This window comes from Hyalangium versicolor (assembly GCF_020103695.1).
Classification (GTDB): domain Bacteria; phylum Myxococcota; class Myxococcia; order Myxococcales; family Myxococcaceae; genus Hyalangium; species Hyalangium versicolor.
This window is the reverse complement of the sequence record NZ_JAHXBF010000008.1, coordinates 374026-392668: the sequence shown is the minus strand read 5'-3', so window position 1 is coordinate 392668 and position 18643 is coordinate 374026. Positions and strand designations below refer to the sequence as shown.

Below are 18643 nucleotides of genomic sequence, written 5' to 3'. Positions count from 1 at the left end.
GGGAGCATGCGCCGGTTAGCGTCCTCTCGGAATGACGCCCGGGCCCGCCGCTAGCTCCCTCATCTTCGGCAAGTACGCCCTGCTGCGGCGGCTCGCGGCCGGAGGAATGGGGGAGATCTATCTCGCGCGCCAGGTCGGCGTGAGTGGCTTCGATCGCCCCGTCATCCTCAAGAGCCTGCTGCCCGAGCTGCTCGAGCAGGAGGGCTCCGTGGACATGTTCCTCGACGAGGCCCGTGTCGCCGGGAGGCTCAACCACCCCAACGTCGTCGCGGTCTACGAGGTCGGCGAGTGGCAGGGCACCTTCTATATCGCCATGGAGTACATCGAGGGCGAGGATCTCGTGAAGCTGGCTCGGGCTGCCCGGCGTAACGGTGCTCCCCTCTCTCCTCGCATCTGCGCCGAGGTCATCCGCGATGCCGCGCTGGGGCTCGACCACGCCCACCATGCGACGGACCCTCGAGGCGCCCCGCTCCAGATCGTCCACCGGGACATCAGCCCGCAGAACATCATGGTGCGACTGGACGGCGTGACGAAGGTCGTGGACTTCGGTGTGGCCAAGGCCGCCAACCGCGTCACGCGCACCGCCACGGGCATGGTCAAGGGCAAGTTCCGGTACATGTCTCCCGAGCAGATCCGCGGCCTGCAGCTCGATGGGCGCAGCGACCAGTTCGCGCTCGGAGCCGTGCTGTGGGAGCTGTGCACGAACCGGCCACTCTTCGAGGGCGAAGCCCCCGTGGACATCATGCGGCGCATCGTGGGGGCACCCGCGCCACGTCCCTCCCAGGTGCTGACCGACGGGCTCCACCCCATGCTGGAGTCCATCATCCTGCGGATGCTGGACCGGAACCGTGACGCGCGCTTCGCTCGCTGCGCGGACATAGCCCGGGCCCTCCAGACCTATCTGGACGAGACGCCCCTGCCCTCCGGAGACAACGTCTCGTCGGTAGTCACCCGGCATGTGGGCGAGAGCGTGCGGGCGCGGTGGACCGAGGCCATGACGGAGCTGGATCCGAACCTGCCCTCGAAGGCGTCGGACTCCACTCTGCGCTGCCCGCGCTGCGGCCTGGTGACGAGCCGGCTCAACCGGTTCTGCCCTCAGTGCGGCAGCGCCTTCGTGGCAACAGGGATTCCGCAGCAGCCCCTGGGCCAGTCTGACACCTCGCCGACCGTGACCCAGGGGATACGGATCGACGTGGAGACGGCGCCCCCCACGCAGTCACCCATGACGGTGCCAGAGCGTCCGCTCGCCCTCGTCCGGGATGCCAGCCGGGCCACGGACGCGCACCCCCTCAAGCGAAAGCTGGCCATCGTCTCGGTGAAGCTCGAGGGCGTGGAGGCCTTGCGGCAACGGCTCGGCGAGGAGGCGGGACTGGAGGCCGTGAGCCGCCTGCTTGAACTTCCGGCTCTCGCCGCGGATCGCCACTCCGCCGAAGTGCTGTTGCTCACGGAGGAGCGCTGGTGCCTCGCTTTCGGGCTCCCCGCGGCCCAACAGGATGATCCCCTGCGCGCCGTCCGCTGCGCACTCGAGCTCCGGCAGGCTGTCGCGGATCTCGGGCTCGAACCCGCGCCCGTCCTCCGGCTCGGTATCGACTTCGGCATCACTCTGGTGAGCGGCGGGCAGGGACGTTCGCCCTGGCGAGCCACGGGAGCCGGGCTCGATCGAGCCACCGCCGTCGCGAACGCGGCAACGCCAGGAGAACTGCTGGCGGGAGCCGCGCTGCGCACACTCCTGGAATCGAAGGTCCAGTTCGGACAGGCCCGCTCCCTGGGAGGAACAGAGGAGTCCGCCTATCGGATCGAGGCGTTGGGGGGAAAGGCGCGTGCCGCACTGCCATGGGTCGGACGGGCGGAAGCGCTGGCCTCGGCGGAGGCGGTGGTGGAGCGGGCTCGGAAGCGGATGGGCGGAGCGAGGCTCTTCCTGGGGACTCCGGGCATGGGCAAGAGCCGGTTGATGGAGGCGGTTGCCGAGCGCGCCGCACGGGCCACACCACTGCGCGTCCTGAGTGCCAGCGGAGAGGAGGCCGCGGCAGCGGGAGTCATGGGGCTGGTGCGCGTGCTGCTGCTTCGCCTGGCACAACTCCTCGGCCCTGCTCCCACGTCGGAGCCACTGGCCCCCCTGGTGAAGCTTGGCTTCTCCTCCGTCGAGATCTCGGCGGCCTGGCGCAGGCTCTCCCAGGGCGGCGCGGCAGGGCAGCTCCAGGCAGGTAACGCGGCCCTGGCCGATATCCTCCACAAGGCCACCCAGCCCACGGGACTGCTGCTCCTGATCGATGACCTGCATCGCGCGGATGCGTCCTCGCTGGAATTCCTGGGCGCGGTGCTGACGGCTCCAGGCTCGCAGGTGGCGCTGGTGGGCACGACAACACCGGATGCCCTGCCCTCCAGACTCGTGGCCCTGCCAGTCACCCACCTGGAGGGGCTCCCGAGAGGGGAGCTGAGATCGCTCCTCACGGTGGCCTTTGGGGGACCTCTCTCCCCGGAGGTGGAATCGTTGCTGGCGGACCGCTCGCGCGGGAATCCCTCCTTCGCCTTGGAGCTGATGCGCTCGCTGGTGGAGGGAGGAGCCCTCCATCTCCTCGGAGGCCAGTGGCAGGCCACGGCGCCTCTGACCCAGACCACCCTCCCGGACAGCCTGGCCCTCGTCTTGAGCGCCCGGCTGGATCGGCTCCTGCTGGAGGCCCAGCGCTTCCTCTCCCGCGCCGCGGTGGAGGGAAAGTCCTTCTCCTCCGCATTGATTGCAGCCTCCTTACGCGAGGACACCGGTGGACCGAGTGTCGTGGAGGCGCTCATCATGGAAGGGTGGCTGGTGCCCGTCGCGGAGGGAACAGACACCCTGCGCTTCGGCCAGGATCTCACCCGCGAGGTGCTGCTCTCGCGTCTGCCTCAGAGCATGTTGCGCTCCTCCCATCAGGCCCTGGCCGAGGCGCTGGAGCGTGACACCTTCGCCAGCGAGCCCGCCCGGCTGGTGCGCATCGCGGACCACCTGCTCGCAGCGGCCTCTCCCCGGGCTGCTGCCGCCTGTGAGAAGGCGGGAGACTGGCTCGCGGCACGTGGAGAGTGGCGCACGGCCACGGAGTACCTCCGCCGAACCCTCGGAGACGCTCCCGGAGCAACGCCACCCGAGCAGCAGCGGCAGTTGGAGGTATTGGCACGCGCCGCCTCCTGCCTGGCTCAAGTGGATCCGGCCGCCATTGACGCGCTCGTGACGCCGTGGCTGGACCGCATCCCCGCCACACGCGCCCCCTCCGCCTGGGCCGAGGTGGTCCGGAGGCAGGCCACGGCGGAGCTCAAGCTGGGACGCATCCCCGATGCGGAGGCTCGTCTGACGGCGGCCCAGGGGCTGGTGTCCGCGGATCCCGAGCTCGAAGGATGGATCCTGGGAGACCTGGCGCGGGTGCGCGAGGCGCGCGGAGACTTCGCGGGGGCTTCGGCGCTCCTGATCCAGGCCTTCCAGCGCATGGGAGGAAAACCCGCACGCAATCCCGACTTCTATTGGGAGCACCTCAATCTTCTGGGCCGGCTGCAACATCGGCTCGGAAAACCGGACCAGGCCCGGGTCTCCTTCACCCGCGCTCACGAGCAGGCCCGAGGCGCCAGCAGTGCCATGGGCCAGGCCAAGGCGCTGTCCAACCTCGCGGGGCTGAAATCCCTCTCGGGAGAGTCCGCGGCGGCACTCGGCGATCTCGAGCGTGCGCTCGCGCTGGCGCAACAGGCGGGAGACGTCCAGGAGGTCGCGCGCATCCACTACAACGCGGGCCGGATCCTCGTCGCCGTGGGGCGAGCCCCCGAGGGACGGGATCGCCTGGAGAAGGCACGGGACCGGGCGCGGCTGGCGGGCTGGCGCGAAGGAGAGGCGCTGGCCATCCAGTCTCTCGACTCGCTCAGCGCCCGTCCTCCCTCTTGAAGCAGGCAACCTCGCAGGTGATATGAGCTGCCCCGATGCCCCAGCCAGGCAAGACAGTCTCGCCCGAGGAGGCCACCGCGGAGGTCGGTCATGCTCTGACGAAGCTGCTCAACGCGCACCGCTTCTACGCGGAGGGGCATGCCAGCCTCGTGGAGTTCCAGCAGAAGCTGCTGGAAGCCATCCAGCAACACCACTCCCTCGTGGGGCCCGTGGTGCTGCACGTCCGGTCGACCACGGTTCTTCTCGGAGAGCTGCCTCTCCTCGAAGCGCAGTCGGCGAAGGACTCCAGCACCCGCCCCCTGTTCCTGGAGGGCGTCCAGCAGATCCTCTTCCAGCAGGGGCTCGAGCTGCCGGAGCTGAGAGACTTCATCTCCCTGTGGAACCGCGCCCTCCAGCGCGCCCTGCCTCCGGAGTATGACTTCTACACCACGTTCTGGGAGCGGGGCTTCGAGGACATCGAGCTCGTGGTGGCGGAGGTGCCCGCCCAGGACAATGGCGAAGAGAGCGCGCTGGACCTCCAGGCCCTGGCGGACCGCGAGGACCAGCTCTTCGAGCAACTGACGAAGAAGCAGGTGGCGGGCGCGGGACGACGGCTTGCCGCCGGGCATGACGAGTTCCTCTCGCGGCTGGAGGCCGAGGTGCTCACCCCGCTCAAGCCGCAGGATCTGGAGCGGCCGCCAACGCCAGCGGGGTTCTCCGGCGTCAGCCCCGAGGAGCTGGCCACGCTGAGGACTTCGCTCGAACGCCCTACCGAGTCGCTCTCCGAACGAAGCCTGATGACCTTCTGGTCGCTGCTCGCAGTCTGCACCCGGGAGGAACAGCCACTGCTGACCGGGTGGATGGAGGAGTTGCTCATCGGCCTCATCTCCCAGGGCCGCTGGGACAGGATCCTCCTGCTCTTGCAGGCAATGACGCGCGATGCACGCTCCGGAGGGACCCGCACCGCGGACCTGTACGCGATCGGCCGCCTGCTGCTCAGCGAGAAAGGGCGATTCGCGCTCGTCGAGGCCTCGACGAAGCCCGAGGAGTTCGTCCACGTCCAGAAGCTTCTGGACACACTGCCACGCGACGCGCTGCTGTCCTGTGTGGACCTCCTGCTCGAAGTGAAGTCGCCCGAGGCCCGAGGCACCCTCGCGAAGCTGCTCTGGCGCCGTGGCGTCCCCCTCCAGTCGCTCGCCACACGTGCGGCGGCTCTGACGAAGGAGGATCTGGACTGGGTCCAGTCCCTGCGCGAGCAGGTGCCCAACATGCAGCCGCTCACGGCGGCCCTGCTCGCCCATCCCCAGCCCGTGGTGCGCCTGGCCATGATGGCCCGGCTCACCGAGCGCGAAGTCTTGCTCTACCGCTCCGTGCTCCTCCAATCGCTGTCGGACGCGGCCTCCACGGTGCGCCAGGGAGCGCTCACCGTCCTGGTCAAGCACCACATCGAGGCCGCGGTGGGCCCCCTGGTGAACCGACTCCAGGTGCCCATGGACACGCAGGAGCTCAAAACGGTGCTCATGGCGCTGGCGGAGCTGGGAGGACCGGCCGCCGCGGCCGCACTCCGCTCCTTCTTCGAGCGCGAGAAGAACACCGACATCAAGGCCCACTGCGCGCGGTGCATCGGAGTCCTGGGAGACCCTCGGGCCCGACCCCTGCTCGAGGCCGAAGCGCGCAGACTGTTTGCCCCTCGATCACTCCGGGATGCCTGCAAGGAGGCACTCTCCCGGCTGGCCCCTGTCGGCTGATCTCCTGGAGGACCCCTTGGACGACACTTCCACTGCCTCGGACGCCAAGCCTCAGATGGGACTGCTGCTGCTGAGCGCCGTAGTGCGGTGTCTCCACGCGGCATCGCTGCACGACGTGGAGAACGCGTCCACCAAGGAGGCGCTCGAAGAGCTGGGCACGCTGCTGGACAGCGAGTTGAAGGGCCAGAAGTCGGTGGAGCTGCAGTGCATGGGTGGCATCCCCTTCATGAGCGGCAAGCGCATCAAGCTGGGGGAGGAGCACCTGGATACCGCCATCTCGCTCCGGCGCTACCTGGAGCCGCTACAGGTCGAGGAGATTGCCTTCGGGTCCGGGCTCAAGCGCCAGGATCTGCGCAGCTTCCTGCTCGCCTTCCAGAAGCACCGGCGCACTCCGACACCCCAGAAGATCCAACAGGAGCCAATGGGGACCATCCGGCTGCGCGCCACGCTGTCCACGACGCAGACGCTCTCTCCGCGAGAGGTGCTGCTGCGGTACTACGCGCGGCTCGTCGTCCTTTTGAACCACGCCATCGAGAGCAAGCACCCGGTGCGCATCGAGCGCTTCCGCCGTGCCCTCCACCGTCTGGCCGAGGCCTCCCAGGGACTGGAGCCACAGCTCATCGGGTTGACGCGGTTCCGCCGGCCGAAGGGCGAAGGAGGCCACCATGGCGCGGCGGTCGCGGTGCTCACCCTGCTGATGGCCCGCCGCCTGGGAGTCTCTCGCTCCCAGCAGATCGAGATGGCGCTGAACGGGCTCTTCCATGACCTCGGGCGGGGCATGGCGGGACAGGCTCCGGAGCAACAGTTCGACCGCACCACTCACGAGCTGATGACCCGGCGCGGCCCTCTCAAATCGGCGATGCGGCTTCTCCAGCAACCGCTCAACCCCAGCCAGCTCGAGCGGGTCGTGACCGCCCACGAGAGCCTCCAGCCCGCCTGGGGCAACCAGGGCCAGCGGTCCGTGGGAGTCGCCGGACGGCTCATCAGCGTCCCGTGCGCCTTCGATCTGTTGACCTTCCCTGCTCCGCCACATCCGGGGCTGCCCGCGGACCAGGCGCTGCGACTCATCATGAGCCAGGCGGACAGCCGGTTCGATCCGCGCGTCGTGAGGCTCTTCACCACCGTGGCGGGCTTCTACCCCGTGGGAACACTGGTGAAGCTCTCGGGAGGGCAGATTGGCGTGGTGATGGATGTCCCCGCCAATCCGGCCCAGGCCACCCGCCCCCGGGTCCGCGTCATCCAGGGCGCCGGCAAGTCGAAAGCCGACTACGTCATCGATCTCGCCGAGCCAGGCCAGCGGGTCATCATCGTCTCGTCCGTGGCGACGACGGAGAACGATCTCAACGCCCCCCACTTCCTCTTCTCATAAGAAGGAGGAGGCCCTACTTCCGGCTGAAGGTGTTCATCATGTCCTGGTAGTTCTTCGTCAGCTCTTCCTCTCGGGTGAGCACCAGGTCCACGTTGGCGTCCCCGAAGGTGCGGCGCACCTCGGTGAGCTTCTGGAGATCCTCGACGCGCTCGCGCATGGCGGCCAATTGCGGCGCCAGCTCCTCCCGCTGCTCGGGCCGCAGCTTCGCCTGCATCTCCTCCAGCTTCTGCAGCTCCTCGTCGAACTTCATCGCCTGGGTCATCTGCCGCTGGCCGATGACGGCCGTCACGACCTCCGCCAGGCCGTTGACGTCCTCCTCGGAGAGCCCGGCCTCCTTGCGCGCCGCCTCCTCCGCCTTCGCCTTTCCCTCGATGAGCTTCATGGTGGCGTTCACCTCCGCCATGCCGTCCCCCCGCCCGGCGTCCCCCTTCGCCCGCGCCAGGTCCTTCAAGAGGCTCTCGTACGCCTCCAGGAGCTTGCGCTGGTAGCCCACATAGGCCTCCAACTTCTCCTTCGTCATGGTGTACGAGTGCGGTCCGAACTCAGCCCCGCCGTCCTCGTCCAGCGCCTGCTCGTCCTCGGGAGAGGCAGCCGAGGGCCGGGGCACCTCCGAGGCCTGCGGCGCGGACGGCGCCTTTTCCTTCTTGCAAGCCGAGAATCCCAGCACCCAGCACAGCACCCACAACGACCGACGCATGCCCACTCCTCATAGGGACGAAACCGGGCAGGCAGTATATTCTGCCGCCTCATGGGATAGGGTTCAGCGCCCCCTCGACAACCTACCGGGGGGGATCCGGCCACTGAACATTCCCCGCATTACCTTTGACCAACCCGGCCACGGTCGTGTACGAACCGCGGTTCGATTGTCGCGAGCGGTGGAGGGACTTTGAGGATTTTCCTGGTAAGGCACGGCGATGCGGACGCGGAGATCCCCGAGGGTCTTGGCGACGAGGCGCGCGCGCTGACCGCGAAGGCCCGTGCGAACACCGCCCAGCACTTCACCTCGCTGGCGGAGCGCATGGGACCGATTGGGCTCATCCTGACGAGCCCACTGGTGCGCACCGTGCAAACGGCGCAAATCCTCTCGTTCGTCACCAAGCACGAGGGGTTGCTGCGCGTTCACCGCTGCCTGCTGCCGGACATGCCTGTGGGCGCGGTGGAGCCCGTCATCAACGAGCACGCGGACCAGAACCTCGTTCTCGTGGGGCACCAACCGTCCATGGGAGCGCTGGCCGCTCACCTGCTGGGCATGCAGTCGTTCCCCAAGCCGGTGAACCCGGGCACCGTCATCGCCCTGGAGCGCACCGAGGGCGAGTCGCCGCAGCTGAAGTTCCTGTTCTACGCGCCTCCCGGGCAGCAGGTGATCGACGTCATCCAGTGAGCGGGCCCCGCCGATGATGGACGAAGGCCGCTACAACCAGCTCGTCGCCAGCATCTTCAAACGGATGCTCGCGGCGGCGGACGCCATCGATCCGGACATCCTCGAGGCCGAGAGCACGGGTGACATGCTCACCCTCACTGCCCGCTCCCGGGAGAAGTGCATCGTCAACACCCAGCGCGCCGTGAGGCAGATCTGGGTGGCCGGCAAGAGCCAGGGCATCCACTTCTCCTACGACGAGGCCTCCGGCACCTGGCGGGACGACAAGGGCAAGGGCCTGGAACTCTTCGCCTTCGTCGCGGACGTGGTGCGAGACATCAGCGGCGCGGACTTCGGCGCCCAGGCCTGACTCAATCCTCGGGAGGTGGCTCCTCTTCGGGGTTCTCCCGCTCGGTGTACTCCACCCGGTCTCCGCCATCGGACTGGGCCCTGCGCAGCGCCTCGCTGGCGTCCTTCATCAGGTTGCCGAAGCTCACCTGCGTCTGGCCGCGCACGGGCGAGGGCTCGAAGACAGAGAGCCCCATGGACACGGACATGTTCGGCAGGCGCGACAACGTCTTCACCCGCTGCCGCAGCCGCTCGGCCACCACCAGAGCGCCCACCTTCGGGGTGTGCGGCAGGAAGGCCACGAACTTGCCCTCGGTGGTGGGGACGATGACGTCGATGTCCCGCACACCGCCGGAGATGAGCCCCAGCGTCTCCGCCAGCAACGTGGTGCGCTGGGCAGCCCCCAACTGCGCCGTGCGCTCGTTGAGGTGGTCCAGTTCCAGCAGCAGCAGGGCAATGGGGTAGCGGTAGCGCCGGCTGCGCTTCACTTCCATGAGCAACAGCCGCTTGAGGAAGTCGAAGTCCGCCGAGCCTGGCCCCTCCAGGCCCAGCTTGCGGGCCGCCAGGTCATCGGCCTCCGCAGCGGGAGGGGGAGGCGGAGGAGGAGGAGGAGGCTTTGACGCGGCGCGTGCCTCATAGAGCTGAAGCAGCAGCGACACGCTGGTGATGACGGTGGTGCGCTTGAGCGGGCCCACGAGGCAGGCATCCGCGCCAGCGGCGGCCGCCCGATCCTCGGGGTTCTCCTCCTCGGGCATGTAGAGCAGGAGCACCGGCAGTTCCGGCGACTCCTGCTTCACCTCCCGGCACAGCTCCTCGCCATCGAGCGAGGGGGACAACGAGGCCACCAGCACCTCGGGGGGGCTGGTGCGGACTTCCCGGAGTGCCTCGGACGCGGTGCTGACGACAATGACCGCGTAGCCTGCGCTCTCGAGGAACTTGCGCAGGGCTGTGGCAACAGGAATGGCGGGCTCGGCGATGAGGGCGGAGCGCATGGCGCCCCATTAAACCCTCAAATCAGACCGACATGACTTCCTTTTCCTTGGCCGCGATGATCTTGTCCACCTCGGCCACCCCGTTGTCGGTCTCCTTCTGCACCTTCTCCTGGAGACGCTTGTTGTCGTCCTCGGTGATCTTCTTGTCCTTCAACTGAGTCTTCAGTGACTCATTGGAGTCCCGGCGGATGTTGCGGATGGCGACCTTGTGCTCCTCGCCCTTGGACTTCACCTGCTTGGCGATCTCCTTGCGGCGCTCCTCGGTCAGCGGAGGGAACGGCAGGCGGATCATCTCGCCGTCGTTCATGGGGTTGAGCCCCAGGTTCGCCTCGCGGATGGCCTTGTCGATCTCCTTCAGGACGCTCTTGTCCCACGGCTTGATGGTGATGAGCCGGGGCTCGGGGGCCTGCACGCTGGCCACGCCCGAGAGCGGCGTGGGGGTGCCGTAGAAGTCCACGCGGATGCCGTCCAGAAGGCTGGTGCTGGCGCGCCCCGTGCGCACCTTGGTCAGCTCCTTCTTGAGGTCATCGAGCGTCTTGTCGATACGGCTCTTCAACTCCTTGACGACATCCTCGTTCGCCATTGTGTGCTCCCAGGAAAGGAGAAGCTCAGGCCCAGACCGTCTCGGCCGCGCCCACCACTGTACCGATATCCCCGTTGCCCAGCACAGCCCGACCGATGTTCCCGCGAGTCGTCAAGTCGAAGACGATGATGGGCAGCTTGTTGTCCATGCACAGCGAGATGGCCGTCGAATCCATCACGTTCAGGTTCTGCTTCAGCACGTCCATGTACGTGAGCGACCGGTAGCGCCGCGCCGTGGTGTCCTTCTTCGGGTCCGCGTTGTACACGCCGTCCACCTTGGTGGCCTTGAGAATCACCTCGGCGTTGATCTCCATGGCACGCAGGGAGGCGGCGGTGTCCGTGGTGAAGTACGGGTTGCCGGTGCCAGCGGCGAAGATGACGACGCGGCCCTTCTCCAGGTGGCGCACCGCGCGGCGGCGGATGTAGGGCTCGGCGATCTGCTCCATCTTGATGGCCGACAGCACCCGGGTGAAGACGCCCTGCTTCTCCAGCGCGTCCTGCATGGCCATGGAGTTGATGCAGGTGGCGAGCATGCCCATGTAATCGGCGCTCGCGCGGTCCATGCCCTCGGTGGCTCCGGCCACGCCGCGGAAGATGTTGCCGCCGCCGATGACGACGGCCAGCTCGATGCCCGCCTGCACCAGCTCCTTCACCTCGCCGGCGATGCGGGTGAGCGTGGGCGGGTGGATGCCGTACTTGCCATCTCCCATGAGGGCCTCGCCCGAGAGCTTGAGGAGGATGCGCTTGTATCGGAGGGTGCGAGTGGGGTCGGACATGCGGCTCCGCTCATATCCCCCACCCCGCCCTCGATCAACGCTGGAGTCGGCCAGCCCGGCTGGAATCGTTGCTGGTGAACCTCCTGGCCCGGACTCCAGGCAGGCCCTGGAAAACACGAAGGGCCGCGGCCCCGGGTCCTTGATGGACCTGGAGCGCGCGGCCCCCTGTCAGCCCCTTGGGGCCGACACGGTGCGGCTAGGCGTTGCTGGTGCCCAGCGTCTTGGCGACCTCGGCGGCCAGGTCATCCTTCTTCTTCTCGATGCCCTCGCCCACCACGTAGCGCGTGAAGCGGCGGATGGAGACCTTCTCGCCAATCTTCGCGGCGCGCTCGGTCACCATCTCACCGACCTTCTTCTTGTCGTCCTTCACCCAGAGCTGGTCCACCAGGCAGACCGTCTCGTAGAACTTCTCGATCTTGCCCACGAGGATCTTCTCCCACATGGCCTCAGGCTTCTTCTGCTCCTTGAGCTGGGCGCGCTGGATCTCCTTCTCCTTCTCCAGCACGTCGGCGGGGATCTCCTCGCGGCGCACGTACTGCGGGCTGGCCGCGGCGATGTGCATGGCCACGTCCTTGGCCAGGGCCTGGAAGTCCTCGTTGCGAGCCACGAAGTCCGTCTCGCAGTTGACCTCCACCAGCACGCCGATGCGGCTGCTGTGGACGTAGGTGGCGACGATGCCCTCGGCCGCGACGCGGCCCTCCTTGCTGCCGGCCTTGGCGATGCCCTTCTTGCGCAGCCACTCCTCGGCCTTGGCGAAGTCGCCGCCGGTCTCGGTGAGCGCCTTCTTACAGTCCATCATGCCCGCGCCCGTCTTCTCGCGGAGGTCCTTCACCATCGTGGCGCTGATCTCAGCCATGTTCTTCTCCATTAGGGGAAATACAAAGGCCGGGCGGTGAGGAGGCCCCACCACCCGGCCGACTTCAGTTTGGATGCGGGAGTGCGGGACTACTCGGCCTGAGCCTCTTCGCCGCCCTCGGCACCCTCAGCCGCCTCACCCTCGGAGGAAGCAGCCGGAGTACCCTTCATCTCCACGAGGGGGCCCCGGCGCTCGCCACCGCGGTCACCGCCACGGCGGTCGCCGCGATCACCGCGGTCGCCACGGCGCGGGCCCCGGCGATCGTCGCGATCCCGGCGGTCATCACGGCCCTCGCGCTCCTCCTGCTCGTCGCGCTCGGCGGCGCCGGAGGCGCGGTAGCGCGCGGCACCCTCGAGGCACGCGTCGGCGATCTTCGAGGTGAAGAGCTTGATGGAGCGGATGGCGTCGTCGTTGCCCGGAATGACGAAGTCGATGCCGTCCGGGTCGCAGTTGGTGTCCACCACGCCGATCACGGGGATGCCCAGACGGGTGGCCTCGTGGATGGCGATGTGCTCCTTCTTCGGGTCGATGACGAACACGCAGCGCGGCAGCTTCGTCATCTCCTTCACGCCGCCCAGGTTCTTCTCCAGCTTCTCGCGCTCACGCTCCAGCGAGGCGACTTCCTTCTTGGGCAGGCGCTCGAACGTGCCGTCCTCGGCCATCTTCTCGAGGGCCTTGAGGCGGTCGATGCCCTGCTTGATGGTCTTGAAGTTGGTCAGCGTGCCACCCAGCCAGCGGCTGGTGACGAAGAACTGACCGGCGCGAGCGGCCTCCTCGCGGATGACGTCCTGGGCCTGCTTCTTGGTGCCCACGAAGAGCACGTGGCCGCCGCGCGAGGTGATGTCCGCCACGAAGCGGAAGGCCGCGCGGGCCATGACCACGGTCTTCTGCAGGTCGATGATGTAGATGCCGTTACGGGCGCCGAAGATGTAGGGCTTCATCTTCGGGTTCCAGCGCTTGGTCTGGTGGCCGAAGTGAACGCCGGCCTCCAGCAGCTGCTTCATCGTGATGCCGCTCGCGGCGGCCATCGCCTGCGCCTGACTCTCCTGCTGCGTATCCGTCGACATGTGTTTGCTTCTCCGGTTGTTCCGCCACGCTCGATGGAAACTCCGGCCGTTTGCCCCACTGGCGTGGAGCACCGGGTGCCGGACACGAGCGTGTGAGTAGTGGTTTGCTGCGTCCTACCGCCCAGGGTGGAACCCAGGGCGGGCGGGTTCCTAACAAAACCCTCCGGGCCTCCGCAAGCTTTCGCCGCAGGCGGAATGCGCACATCTCCACACCTACGGCTGTCCGCTTGGCTCCCAGGCAGGGCTGCGCACGCCGTAGGTGGCGAGACCCTTCTCGAGGAGATCGAACGCGCGGTGGATCTCCTCGGAGATCCTCTCGGGACTCCTGCGCCCACCGTCGGGCCAGCCGGTGACGTCGCAGAAGGCGAGCCGCCCCACCACCCCGAGCAGTCCCGCGACGATGCTGGGGGCGATGTCGTCCGTGGGCTCCTGCGTCTCCTCAGTGATCAGCCGGGCGAGCGTCTCCTCGCGGCTCCGAAGCAGTTCGCGAAACCGGGCCTGCACCGAGGGAGAGCTCTGCATCACCTTGTGGAACGCGACGCGCCGCTCGGGAGGCACGGCACGGATGCGGGCGGCTGTCTCCAGGGTATGCCACCGGACCGCCGCGAGGACGGACTCCCCGGGCGCGCGTTCGCGTACCGTCCGAAGGAGATCCTCCTCGATCTCCTCGCGGTTGCTGAGCACGAGGTCTTCCTTGGTGGGGAAGTAGTTGAAGACGGTCTTCACGGAGACATCGACGGCCGCCGCGATGTCCGCGACCGTCACCGCGTCGAAGCCTCGCTCGGCGAACAGACGCATCGCGGTGGCGGCGAGCGTGCGCCGCATCTCCAGCTTCTTCCTCTCCCTCAGCCCGAGTTCCTGCGTCATGGCTTCGCCTGATAAATCTTTCATTGACTGAAAAAATTCCCTCACTATATCTTCTTCGCGACGGACGGAAGCACTGGGCTCCGCCGAGCGCGCCCACGAACGATAACCCCCATCGCCACGAGCCGCGCTGGCGTTCCCAGCGAGCGGCGGTGCGTGCGGGGGATTGGGAAAGGAACAGACCGTGATCCTCGTGACCGGAGCCACTGGCTCCATCGGGCAGTACCTCGTGCGTCATCTGAAGAACCAGGGGTCGAAGTTCAAGGCGCTCGTGCGCGACGAAGCCAAGGGGCGGGCGCTGGGCTGCGACTACGTCGTCGGGGACTTCGACAAGCCCGACACGCTCCGCGCGGCTTTCGAGGGCATCGATCGGCTCTTCTTGAACGTCGCTCCGAGCGAATCGATGGCGCGGCAGCTGAACACCGCGATCGATGTCGCGAAGGCTGCGGGGGTCTCGCGGGTCGTCCCCGTGTCCTCTCCGGGTGCCAGCACGACGTCGAAGCTCAAGATCGGACGCTGGCACGGAGAGATCGAGGAGCACCTCCAGGCCTCGGGGCTGGGCTGGTCGATCCTGCGTCCGGGCTCCTTCATGCAGAACCTGCTGGGTGCCGCGCCCCTCATCAAGAGCGAGGGGAAGATCATCGGAGGCTACAAGGACGGGCGCGTCGCGTTCATCGACTGTTACGACATCGCCGCGTGCGGCGCGGTGCTGCTGACCGGCAACGACCACGTGGGCAAGACGTTCGTGCTCACGGGCCGAGAGGCACTGAGCTACCCCGAGGTCGCGCAGAAGTTCTCGGCGAAGTTGGGCAAGCCCGTCACCTATGTCGACCTGCCCGTGGAGCAGGTGGTCGCCTCCGCGAAGGCGAAGGGCACGCCCGCCGCCCTCGCCGAGGAGTTCGGGCAGTTCATGACCGTGATCGCGAGTGGTTACGCCGCCCGGACCACCCAGGGGATCAAGGAGATCACTGGCCGGGAACCTCGGACGCTCGATCAGTTCCTGGACGAGAACCTCCAGGCGTTCCGTTGAACCAGCCTGGCCGGGCGGCACCTGGCCTCCCTTGGTCCTACCAGCATACCAGTGGGACCAGACCGGCCCGGCTGCCCCCACCCCTGCCCTTGCGCAACAAAGGCTTCGGAGCCAACCTGTCAGGGTAGGCACTGGAGACAGGACGCGTAGCGTCAGACTGCGGTGCTATGCCCTCCTGCATGGAAACTGGGATGGGCGTCGAGGAATATGGGGAAGCCATGGGAAGGAAACCGGCCACCTACGCGGATCTGGAGGCACTGCCCGACAATGTCATCGGGGAGCTCATCGCCGGGGAGCTGTATGCCAGCCCTCGGCCAGCGGCCCCCCACATCGTGACGGCCTCGCGATTGGGAGGCGAGCTGATGGGGCCGTTCGACCGGGGACGAGAGGGCCCCGGCGGATGGATTCTCCTCTTCGAGCCAGAACTGCACCTCGGTGACGACGTGCTGGTCCCGGACTTCGCCGGTTGGCGCCGAGAGCGAATGCCCCAGCCTCCACGCACTGCTGCCTTCTCCCTGGCGCCAGACTGGGCATGCGAAGTGCTCTCCCCTTCCACGGCGGTCATGGATCGGGCGGCGAAGCTGCCCGTCTACGCACGAGAAGGAGTCCATCACGTCTGGTTGGTGGACCCCGTCCTCCGCACCCTGGAAATCTTCCGACTCCAGGACGGCCGCTACACGCTGCTCGTCACCCACACTGGCAAAGGCCGTGTGCGCGCTGCCCCCTTCGAGGCCATCGAATTGGAGCTGGCTTATCTCTGGGGCGATCAGTAACTCGGAGCCCTGAAACACCACCGGCGCGGCCCTCGCTCCGTGGGGAGGAGAGACCGCGCCGGTCGGTCCAGCCGGGTGAGCGCCCTGCCTAGACGTTCGCCTCGGCGGCACCGTGGCACTTCTTGTACTTGCGGCCGCTGCCGCAGGGGCACGGATCGTTGCGGCCCACGCGCGGCCCATCCGCCTTGGCCGGAGCCCGAGGCGCTGCCGTGGCCTGCTCGATCTTGCCCTCCTCGTTCGCCCGGCCCTCCAGCGCCTGCTTCTGCCGCTGGGCCATCTGCTTCTGGATGCGGGCCGTCTCCTCGGCCGTGTTGCGCGCCTGCACCCGCATCATCTGGCTGACGAACTGCGTCTTGATGGCTCCCAGCATCTGGATGAAGCCGTTGTAGCCTTCCTTCTTGTACTCCTGCTTCGGGTCCTTCTGGCCGTAGCCGCGCAGGCCGATGCCCTGCCGCAGGTGGTCCATCGCCAGCAGGTGGTCCTTCCACAGCTGGTCGATCGTCGCCAGGTACCGGTACTGCAGGAAGCGCAGGAACTCCTCACCGAACTCCTGCTCGCGCTGGAGGGTGATCTTCTCCGAGGCCTTGTAGATGTCCTCTTCGACGGACTCGCGATCGCCCTTGCTCTCGAAGCCCATCTCCAGGTTGAAGACGTCCTTCACGTTGCGCTGGAGCGCCTCCAGATCCCACGTGCCCGGGTTCTTCGTGGGCATGTACGTGTCCGTCAGCGAGACGATCACGTCCTCGAGCGAGTCCAGCACCATCTCCTTGAAGTCCGCCCAGGACACCATCCGCTCGCTGCGGATCTTCGCCTTGGTCTTCGGATCCTCCTCGTACTCCACCAGCGGCAAGCCCGCGCCCGCGGCCAGCACCTGGCGGCGCAGCTTGTAGATGGTGCGCCGCTGCTGGTTCATCACGTCGTCGTACTCGAGGAGGTTCTTGCGGATGTCGAAGTTGTGGCCTTCGACGCGCTTCTGGGCTCCCTCGATGGCACGGCTGAGCCACTTGTGCTCGATGACCTCGCCCTCCTCCATGCCCATGCGCTCCATCAGGGCCTGGATGCGCTCGGTGCCGAAGATGCGCATCAGGTCATCCTCGAGCGACAGGAAGAAGCGGCTGCCACCCGGATCGCCCTGGCGGCCGGCGCGGCCACGCAGCTGGTTGTCGATGCGCCGCGACTCGTGGCGCTCGGTGCCCAGGATGAACAGGCCGCCCAGCTCCATCACCTCGGCGCGCTCGGCCTTCGTCTGCTCCTGGAACTTCGCCAGTGTCTCGTCGTGCTTCTTCTTCCAATCCGCCAGCTGCTGCTCGAAGGCCACCTTGGCCTCCGCCGCCTGCTCCGGCGTCTGGCCCTCCACGGGCTCGGGAGGCTGGGGCTCGGGGCCCACGGACGCCTTTGTCATCACCTCCGCGTTGCCGCCCAGGAGGATATCCGTACCGCGACCGGCCATGTTCGTGGAGATGGTGACCGCGCCCTTGCGGCCCGCCTGCGCGATGATGTCCGCCTCGCGCTGGTGCTGCTTGGCGTTGAGGACGTTGTGCGGCACGCCGTGCTTCTTGAGGAAGTTGGCCACCACCTCGCTCTTGGCGATCGACACGGTGCCCACCAGCACCGGCTGCCCCTTCTTGTTCAGCTCCTCGATCTCCTTGGCCACCGCCTCGAACTTCTCGCGCTCCGTCTTGTAGACCACGTCCTCCTGGTCCTTGCGGACCATCGCGCGGTTGGTCGGGATGACGCGCACGTCCAGGTTGTAGATCTTCGCGAACTCCTCGGCCTCGGTGTCCGCCGTTCCCGTCATGCCCGAGAGCTTCGAGTACATGCGGAAGTAGTTCTGGAACGAGATCGTCGCCAGCGTCTGGTTCTCGTTCTCGATCTTCACGCCCTCCTTGGCCTCGACGGCCTGGTGGAGGCCATCCGACCAACGGCGGCCGGGCATGAGGCGACCGGTGAACTCGTCGACGATCATCACCTCGCCGTCCTTCACCACGTAGTCCTTGTCGCGCTTGTACAGCGTGTGCGCGCGCAGGGCCTGCTCCACGTGGTGCAGGGTCTCGATCTCGCCCGGATCGTACAGGTTGCCCACACCCAGCCGCTTCTGCAGCTTGTCGATGCCCTCGTCCGTCAGCGACACCGAGCGCGCCTTCTCGTCCAGGGTGTAGTCCTGGTCCGGCACCATGCCCGGGATGACCTGGTCGACGCGGTAGTACTTGTCCGTGCTGTCCTCGGTGGGGCCCGAGATGATGAGCGGCGTACGCGCCTCGTCGATGAGGATGGAGTCCACCTCGTCCACGATGGCGTAGTTGAGCTCGCGCTGGACGTAGTCCTGCAGACGGAACTTCATGTTGTCGCGCAGGTAGTCGAAGCCGAACTCGTTGTTCTGCCCGTAGGTGATGTCCGACCGGTACGCATCCTGGCGCTGCTTGTCCGTCAGCTCGTGGAGGATGCAGCCCGTGGTCATCCCCAGGAAGCGATAGACGCGGCCCATCCACTCGGCGTCACGGCGGGCCAGGTAGTCGTTCACCGTCACCACGTGCACGCCGCGCCCGGACAGCGCGTTGAGGTACGTGGGCAACGTCGCCGTCAGCGTCTTGCCCTCGCCGGTGCGCATCTCGGCGATGTTCCCCTCGTGCAGGAACATGCCGCCGATCAGCTGCACATCGTAGTGGCGCTGGCCAATCACCCGGCGGGCCGCCTCGCGCGTCAGGGCAAAGGCCTCGAACAGCTGGTCGTCCAGCGACTTGCCGTTGGCAACCTCCTGCTTCATCCGGGCCGTGGCGGTAGCGAAGTCCTCATCCTTGAGCTCCCGCATCCGGCTCTCGAGCTCGTTGACGCGGGTCACCTTCATCCGGGCCTTCTTGAGCTCACGCTCGTTCTTGGTCCCGATGAGCTTCTTTAAAGTCCATTCGATCATTCGTTCGGCTCTCTCGCGGCCGGGAGAATCCCCGAAGGGAGGCGGCGAGTGAAGGGAAATCCCAGGAGATGTAAGAGGGAGTCTCGG

Annotated in this window: 15 protein-coding genes; 7 read left to right on the top strand and 8 right to left on the bottom strand. The window is 67.2% G+C overall.

Annotated elements, in window-relative coordinates:
• Window positions 1-31: 31 nt before the first annotated feature.
• Genes KY501_RS19290 through KY501_RS19280 form a run of 3 tightly spaced genes read left to right on the top strand, consistent with a single transcriptional unit; the run spans window position 32 to window position 7000 of the window.
• Window positions 32-3904, top strand: a complete 3873-nt coding sequence (locus tag KY501_RS19290; RefSeq protein ID WP_224364658.1) for a serine/threonine-protein kinase — start codon at window positions 32-34, stop codon at window positions 3902-3904.
• A 35-nt stretch (window positions 3905-3939) separates the two neighbouring features.
• The gene (locus tag KY501_RS19285) at window positions 3940-5631 is read left to right on the top strand and encodes a HEAT repeat domain-containing protein (RefSeq protein WP_224364657.1); all 1692 of its coding nucleotides are present in this window, start codon (window positions 3940-3942) and stop codon (window positions 5629-5631) included.
• Between the two features lie 16 nt (window positions 5632-5647).
• Window positions 5648-7000: an HD-GYP domain-containing protein gene (locus KY501_RS19280; protein WP_224364656.1), complete on the top strand. Its 1353-nt coding sequence runs from the start codon at window positions 5648-5650 to the stop codon at window positions 6998-7000.
• Window positions 7001-7013: 13 nt separating this feature from the next.
• Here KY501_RS19280 and KY501_RS19275 read toward each other — a convergent pair whose 3' ends face one another.
• Window positions 7014-7697 (bottom strand): hypothetical protein, encoded by a 684-nt coding sequence (locus KY501_RS19275; protein ID WP_224364655.1) that lies wholly within the window; start codon window positions 7695-7697, stop codon window positions 7014-7016.
• A gap of 189 nt (window positions 7698-7886) precedes the next feature.
• Here KY501_RS19275 and KY501_RS19270 point away from each other — a divergent pair, with 189 nt between their 5' ends.
• Together KY501_RS19270 and cyaY are read left to right on the top strand one after the other, a co-directional pair.
• Window positions 7887-8381 (top strand): SixA phosphatase family protein, encoded by a 495-nt coding sequence (locus tag KY501_RS19270; protein ID WP_224364654.1) that lies wholly within the window; start codon window positions 7887-7889, stop codon window positions 8379-8381.
• 13 nt (window positions 8382-8394) lie between these two features.
• Entirely contained in the window at window positions 8395-8727 is a 333-nt protein-coding gene (gene cyaY / locus KY501_RS19265) for an iron donor protein CyaY (RefSeq protein WP_224364653.1), read from the top strand.
• A gap of 1 nt (window position 8728) precedes the next feature.
• On the opposite strand, the gene KY501_RS19260 is transcribed toward cyaY, so the two are convergent.
• The 6 genes from KY501_RS19260 to KY501_RS19235 all read right to left on the bottom strand — a co-directional run bounded on the left by KY501_RS19260 (window position 8729) and on the right by KY501_RS19235 (window position 13845).
• Window positions 8729-9697 (bottom strand): diguanylate cyclase, encoded by a 969-nt coding sequence (locus KY501_RS19260; protein WP_224364652.1) that lies wholly within the window; start codon window positions 9695-9697, stop codon window positions 8729-8731.
• Window positions 9698-9719: 22 nt separating this feature from the next.
• Entirely contained in the window at window positions 9720-10280 is a 561-nt protein-coding gene (frr, locus tag KY501_RS19255; RefSeq protein WP_224364651.1) for a ribosome recycling factor, read from the bottom strand.
• Window positions 10281-10305: 25 nt separating this feature from the next.
• Entirely contained in the window at window positions 10306-11055 is a 750-nt protein-coding gene (pyrH, locus tag KY501_RS19250; protein WP_224364650.1) for a UMP kinase, read from the bottom strand.
• Between the two features lie 196 nt (window positions 11056-11251).
• Window positions 11252-11911 carry a translation elongation factor Ts gene (gene tsf, locus KY501_RS19245; protein ID WP_224364649.1) on the bottom strand — a complete coding sequence of 220 codons (660 nt, stop codon included), beginning with the start codon at window positions 11909-11911 and terminating at the stop codon, window positions 11252-11254.
• 89 nt (window positions 11912-12000) lie between these two features.
• On the bottom strand, window positions 12001-12978 hold the full coding sequence (gene rpsB, locus KY501_RS19240; protein ID WP_224364648.1) for a 30S ribosomal protein S2: 978 nt from the start codon (window positions 12976-12978) through the stop codon (window positions 12001-12003).
• A 213-nt stretch (window positions 12979-13191) separates the two neighbouring features.
• Complete coding sequence (locus tag KY501_RS19235) at window positions 13192-13845, bottom strand: TetR/AcrR family transcriptional regulator (RefSeq protein ID WP_224364647.1); 654 nt, start codon at window positions 13843-13845, stop codon at window positions 13192-13194.
• Between the two features lie 181 nt (window positions 13846-14026).
• Here KY501_RS19235 and KY501_RS19230 point away from each other — a divergent pair, with 181 nt between their 5' ends.
• Together KY501_RS19230 and KY501_RS19225 are read left to right on the top strand one after the other, a co-directional pair.
• A complete protein-coding gene (locus tag KY501_RS19230; RefSeq protein ID WP_224364646.1) occupies window positions 14027-14872 on the top strand; it encodes an SDR family oxidoreductase in 846 nt (281 codons plus the stop codon).
• 218 nt (window positions 14873-15090) lie between these two features.
• The gene (locus KY501_RS19225; RefSeq protein WP_224364645.1) at window positions 15091-15645 is read left to right on the top strand and encodes a Uma2 family endonuclease; all 555 of its coding nucleotides are present in this window, start codon (window positions 15091-15093) and stop codon (window positions 15643-15645) included.
• A gap of 88 nt (window positions 15646-15733) precedes the next feature.
• On the opposite strand, the gene secA is transcribed toward KY501_RS19225, so the two are convergent.
• Complete coding sequence (secA, locus tag KY501_RS19220) at window positions 15734-18556, bottom strand: preprotein translocase subunit SecA (RefSeq protein ID WP_224364644.1); 2823 nt, start codon at window positions 18554-18556, stop codon at window positions 15734-15736.
• Window positions 18557-18643: the final 87 nt, after the last annotated feature.